Origin of the sequence: Sulfitobacter sp. F26169L (genome assembly GCF_026410285.1) — a bacterium.
Classification (GTDB): Bacteria; Pseudomonadota; Alphaproteobacteria; order Rhodobacterales; family Rhodobacteraceae; genus Sulfitobacter.
This window is the reverse complement of the sequence record NZ_JAPMLP010000012.1, coordinates 65,996-72,043: the sequence shown is the minus strand read 5'-3', so window position 1 is coordinate 72,043 and position 6,048 is coordinate 65,996. Positions and strand designations below refer to the sequence as shown.

Sequence of the window (6,048 nt, the reverse complement as noted above, 5' to 3'; positions counted from 1 at the left end):
GTGCTGGACGCCGACCAGGCCAAAGACTGGGGCCTTGTGACCCATGTGGCCGAACCCGATGATCTGCTGGACAAGGCGTGGGAGATCGCCCGACAGATCACTGCATTTGCGCCCAAAAGCATCCGTCTCAACAAGCGTCTTGTGCGTCAGTCCGGTGATGTGCCGCTTGAAACCGCGCTCGATCTGGCGGCCAGCTTTCAGGCCATTGTCCAGAACACCCAAGACCAGCGCGAAGCGGTGCTTGCCCTGCTGGAAAGCCGCGCGCCCGATTTCAAAGGCAAGTAACTTGCGGCTCTCCCGGCCGCAATCACAGGCCACGCCACAACTTCAAGTGGTAATACGGTAAAAAATCACCGCCAGCGTGATTGTTTTTCACCGTTGCGCGGCTTCTGGGTATTCCCCTGATCCCTGTTGCCCCACATACTGGGGCAACAGTGAAAGCGCCCGAACCCTATGAGAAATGCCACCCTGCCCCTTGCGCAAACCCCGCCCAAAACCAAGAGCGAACTGATTGAAAGCATTTACCGCATCGCGCTGGAGCCGCAGACCTACGACACCTTTATGGGCCATTGGGATAGTTTCATACTGGACCAGATTGAAAAGCTGACCACCTTACAGGCAGACGCGCTGGCGCTGGAAAACACCATCGACGAAACCGAGGTCGAAAACCATTTTTCCATTGCCATGCAATTGCTGGAACAGGCCGGCAGGCCCGAAACGGCCCCCGATGACGAAACCGCGCGCAGCCGTGTGCCGCAACTGGTGTTCAGCAGTTCGGGCATGTTGGTCTGGCACAACAACGCCGCGCGCACGGCTTTCGGCATCGGGCACGGCGCGGCGCTGGATAGCTTTACACTCAGCGATGCCCACCGTGGCGAGGTCACCGATCTGCTGACAGGCAAATCCAGTGCGCGCACGGTTCTGGCACGGCTGACCCCTGCGAACGGGGGCAAGCCGTTGCCGATGGCCTTCCAGCTCTCTACAGCCTCCGCGCAGGAGCGCCTGTTTGTGGCGACACAGGTGCGGCAAAGCTGGCCTGCCAGCACCGGCACCCTGCTTACCAGCGGTTTTGGCCTCAGCGCGTCCGAGATCGACATCTGCGCCCTGCTGATCGACGGGCAAAGCCTTGCCGAAATTGCCCTGACCCGCGATAGCGCGCTGGGAACCGTGCGCACCCAGATGAAAAAGATCCTGCACAAAACCGATTGTTCGGGGCAGGTCGAACTGGTCAGCCTGCTGCACAGCACCATGCGTCTGGCAGAGCAGAACGCGTCAGAGCCGGTCCCTGTCTCGAAAATTCCCGATACGGTGCTGAACATCCAGCTGCACAGCCGTATGATGCCTGTGGAGACCTTTGGCGATCCAGGTGGCACACCGGTGGTCTTTTTCCACGGGATGCTGGATGGCAATGCCATGACAGACCGCTTGCGCCAGCTGCTGGATGAACGCGGCTTTCACCTGATCTGCCCTGTGCGCCCGTCGTTCGGCGCCGCCGCGCCGGATGACAGCGGGCCGATCGCCACAGCCCCCGCGCGGCTGGCGCGCGACATCGAAATACTGCTGGACACCACAGGCGCACAGCGGCCCATTCTGCTGGGGCATATGGCAGGGTCGGTCTATGCTTTTGCCGCCGCCGCCCATCTGGGCGATCGCGCGCGCGGTATCCTGACGGTTTCGGGCGGTGTGCCGATTGTGTCAGCGTCACAGTTTGCCGCAATGTCTGTACGTCAACGTATTGTGGCCCTTACCGCGCGCTACACCCCACGGGTGCTGCCGTTTGTCATTCGCGCAGGGATCAGCCAGCTCGACAACGAGGGCGAGCGGCAATTCCTCCACTCCCTCTACCAGAACAGCCCCGATGACCTGCGCGCCATTGGCGACCCCGAAATCCGCGATATCATCCTGTCAGGCTATCATTTCACCATCGAACAGGGGCACCGCGCGTTCGAGATCGACAGCTATCAGGTGGTGCGCGACTGGAGCCTTGTCGTGGAGCAGAGCCATCAGAAAATCGAAATGCTGTACGGGATCGGTGATCCGGTCATCAGCATCGCGTCGGTCCAGGATTTCCAAAACAGACACGCAGATCGCACCACGCTGACCGCACTGGAAAATACAGGCCAGCTGGTGTTGTACGACCGCCCGCAAGCGGTACTGGCCGCGTTGGAACGGCTGCGCGCCCTTTAGGCCCGCGGCGTCAGTATTGCGCCCCTGCCCTGCGGCGGGTAGGAAAATACGTACCCTCAACAGTCAGGCGCAATCATGGCCGATACCCCCGACCCCACACAGCCTCTGGATATCTTTATCATCGGCGGCGGTGTTAACGGCTGCGGCATTGCGCGTGATGCGGCAGGACGCGGCCTGCGCGTGACGCTGGCCGAGATGAACGATCTTGCCTCTGCCACCTCGTCAGCGTCGACCAAGCTGTTTCACGGCGGCTTGCGCTATCTTGAGTACTTCGAGATCAATCTTGTCCGCCACGCCCTGAAAGAACGCGAAATCCTGCTGCGCGCGATGCCGCATATTTCATGGCCCATGCGGTTTGTACTACCCTATCACCGCGACATGCGGTTCGAGGGTGAAACGCCTGTTTCAAAAATCCTGAACGTGATGATGCCGTGGCTGCGCGGAAGCAGGCCGGCGTGGCTGATCCGTGCGGGCCTGTTTTTATATGATACGCTGGGCGGGCGGAAAATTCTACCTGCCACCCGCAGCCTTGATCTGCGCGGCCAACCCGAAGGCGCGCCGCTGGATCCGCGTTTTGTCAAAGCGTTCGAATACTCCGATTGCTGGATCGAGGACAGCCGCCTTGTGGTGCTGAACGCGCGCGATGCCCAAAACCACGGCGCGCAGATATTGACGCAGACAAAGGTAATTTCGGCGGCCCGTGTGGATGATCTGTGGCAGATCAAAACAGAAGGGCCGGACGGCATCCGCACCCATCACGCCCGTATTCTTGTCAACGCTGGCGGCCCGTGGGTGGGGCAGATCATTCACGACACCGTTCACGTAGACTCGCGCGAGGGCGTACGGCTGGTGCGCGGTTCGCATATCGTGACGCGCAAGCTGTTTGATCACGACAAATGCTATTTCTTTCAGGGGGCGGACGGGCGGATCATTTTCGCCATCCCCTACGAGGGGGATTTCACCCTGATCGGCACAACAGATGCCGATCACCCGGACCCCGATACCAGGCCGATTTGCACACCCGAAGAGCGCGACTATCTGATTGATTTCGCGAATGAATACTTCGCGAAGAACATCACTGCCGATGATGTCGTCTGGACCTATTCGGGTGTGCGCCCGCTTTATGATGACGGGGCCACATCAGCCACTGCCGCCACCCGCGATTATGTGCTGAAAGTTGACGGAGACGGTGCGCCTGTCCTGAACATATTCGGCGGCAAGATTACCACTTACCGCGTGCTGGCCGAAGACGTGATGGACAAGCTCGCCCCGTTCATACCCAATCTGAAACCGCGGTGGACCGCTGGCGCGCCCCTGCCCGGTGGTGATTTTGCGGTGGGGGATGTGGCGGCGCAAATCGCCGCGCTGTTGCGCGATTATCCCTTCCTCACCCCCGCGTGGGCAAAACGCCTGATCCGCGCCTACGGTACGGATGCGCGGGTTCTGCTCGGCGGGGCAAAAACCTCCGCCGATCTGGGCCGCGATTTCGGCGCCACGCTGAGCGCGGCAGAGGTGCGCTATCTCATGCGCCATGAATTTGCACGCAACAGTGATGACATCCTCTGGCGGCGCTCTAAACTGGGCTTGCGGCTGGATGCTGAACACTCCGCCGCGCTTGATACGTTCATTTCGGAACTGCCGGAGGCCCCATGACCGCCACACATATCCTCGCCATTGATCAGGGCACCACATCATCCCGCGCTGTTCTGTTTGACGGTGATATGAAAGTGATCGCCACAGAGGCGCGCGAGTTTGCGCAGCATTTCCCGCGCTCGGGCTGGGTTGAGCATGATCCGCGTGATCTGCTCGACAGCACGCTGGCCACCTGCACCGCGGTGATCGAAAAATCAGGTCTTGCCGCCACTGATATCGCCGCCATCGGCATCACCAACCAGCGTGAAACAACGCTGGTCTGGGACGTGGACACAGGCGAAACGCTGGGCCGCGCGATTGTCTGGCAGGACCGCCGCACCGCCGCGATGTGCGCACATCTGCGCGATGCGGGTCACAGCGAGGTGGTGAGCGCGCAGACCGGCCTGCTGCTGGATCCGTATTTTTCCGCCACCAAACTGAAATGGATACTGGACGAGAACGAAGGTGCGCGTGATCGCGCCCGCGCGGGAAAGCTGAAATTCGGCACCGTAGACAGCTGGCTGATCTGGAACCTGACAGGGGGCCGCGCCCATGTCACCGATGCCACCAACGCCGCGCGCACCATGCTGTATGACATTCACACTGGCAGGTGGAGCGCGGATATTTGCGAATTGCTCGACATCCCGCATGAGATGCTGCCAGAGGTCAAGGATTGCGCCGCCGATTTCGGCACCACCTATCCTGCGCATTTTGGCGCGGGTATCCCCATCCTCGGGGTGGCGGGGGACCAGCAGGCGGCAACAATCGGGCAGGCCTGCTTCAAGCCCGGAATGGTGAAATCAACTTACGGCACGGGGTGTTTTGCCCTGCTCAACACCGGCACTGCGGCGGTGACATCGCAAAACCGCCTGCTGACCACCGTCGCCTATCAGCTGGACGGGCAAACCACCTATGCGCTTGAGGGGTCGATTTTCATTGCCGGTGCGGTGGTACAATGGCTGCGGGACGGGCTGGGCATCATCAAGGACGCGGGCGAGACAGCAGCGCTCGCCAATAGCGCCGACGAGGCGCAAAACGTCATATTAGTGCCTGCTTTTGTCGGGCTGGGCGCGCCCTATTGGAACCCCGATTGCCGTGGTGCGATCTATGGTTTGACCCGCGCCAGCGGCCCTGCCGAACTGGCTCGCGCCGCGCTGGAGAGCGTGGGGTTCCAGACCCGTGATCTGCTGGAAGCAATGCAGGCGGATTGGCAAACCGAAGACGTCGCGCCTACCTTGCGCGTTGACGGTGGCATGGCCGCAAGCGACTGGACTCTGCAGTTTCTGTCAGACATCATCGGCGCGCCTGTAGACCGTCCGCACCTCACCGAAACAACCGCGCTGGGGGCTGCGTGGCTGGCCGGATACCGCGCTGGTGTCTACCCCGATGCAGACGGGTTTGCCGCTGAATGGGCGCTGGAGCGCACCTTTACCCCTAAGATGGATAGTGACACAGCCAACACACGCTATGACGCGTGGCAGCGCGCGGTTCAGGCGACCCTTACTGTCTGATTTCAATGGTCAAGCCGCGCAATCCTTGCGATGATACCGCAACGCATTTTTCACAGGTCACCCAATGACGACAGCCCCAACCCTGCCCATCCACGAAATTACCTACCGAAAGGCGCGTGATCTGATCCTGTTTGGTGAACTCGCCCCCGGTGAGGCGGTGACCATACAGGGTGTCGTTGAACGGCTGGGCACCGGCATCACCCCAGCGCGTGAGGCGATCCGCCGTCTGACCGCAGAAGGCGCGTTGCGCGCCAGCGACAACCGCCGCCTGATGGTGCCAAAGCTGACGTTGGAACACCTTCAGGAACTGACATATGCGCGCACGGGGATAGAGCCACAGATCGCGCGGCTGGCTGCCGTTGCGATGGACCCCGCCGACATTGACGCGCTGGAGCAGATCGACGCACAGGTAAACGCTGCGCTGCGTGCGGATGACATACCCGCTTACCTGCGCCACAACCACGTTTTTCACTGGACGCTTTATGCCCATTCAGAAGCGGAAATCCTGATGGCCACCGCCGCGGCACACTGGCTGCGTGTTGGCCCGTCCCTGCGCGATGTGGTAAAACGCAACAAGGCGACCCCCCTGCCCGACATGCACGAAGTCGCCATCGCGGCTCTGCGCGACGGCGATTATGAGGCGGTGGGCGAGGCGATCCACAACGATATTCTGCAAGGTCACGCGAACATTGCAGAAGGTCTCGACGAGGCGGATTAG

5 protein-coding genes are annotated in these 6,048 nt (G+C 61.1%); all 5 read left to right on the top strand.

What is annotated here, in order from left to right; all coding sequences use genetic code 11:
- On the top strand, nt 1–285 hold a 285-nt coding region (locus tag OS189_RS17495), incomplete at its 5' end, for an enoyl-CoA hydratase-related protein (RefSeq protein WP_267168635.1).
- A gap of 168 nt (nt 286–453) precedes the next feature.
- Nucleotides 454–2,187, top strand: a complete 1,734-nt coding sequence (locus tag OS189_RS17490) for a bifunctional helix-turn-helix transcriptional regulator/alpha/beta hydrolase (protein WP_267168634.1) — start codon at nt 454–456, stop codon at nt 2,185–2,187.
- 75 nt (nt 2,188–2,262) lie between these two features.
- On the top strand, nt 2,263–3,840 hold the full coding sequence (gene glpD / locus OS189_RS17485) for a glycerol-3-phosphate dehydrogenase (RefSeq protein WP_267168633.1): 1,578 nt from the start codon (nt 2,263–2,265) through the stop codon (nt 3,838–3,840).
- Complete coding sequence (gene glpK / locus OS189_RS17480) at nt 3,837–5,330, top strand: glycerol kinase GlpK (RefSeq protein ID WP_267168632.1); 1,494 nt, start codon at nt 3,837–3,839, stop codon at nt 5,328–5,330. Before glpD ends, glpK begins: the two co-directional genes overlap by 4 nt.
- 64 nt (nt 5,331–5,394) lie before the next feature.
- Nucleotides 5,395–6,048, top strand: a complete 654-nt coding sequence (locus OS189_RS17475; RefSeq protein WP_267168631.1) for a GntR family transcriptional regulator — start codon at nt 5,395–5,397, stop codon at nt 6,046–6,048.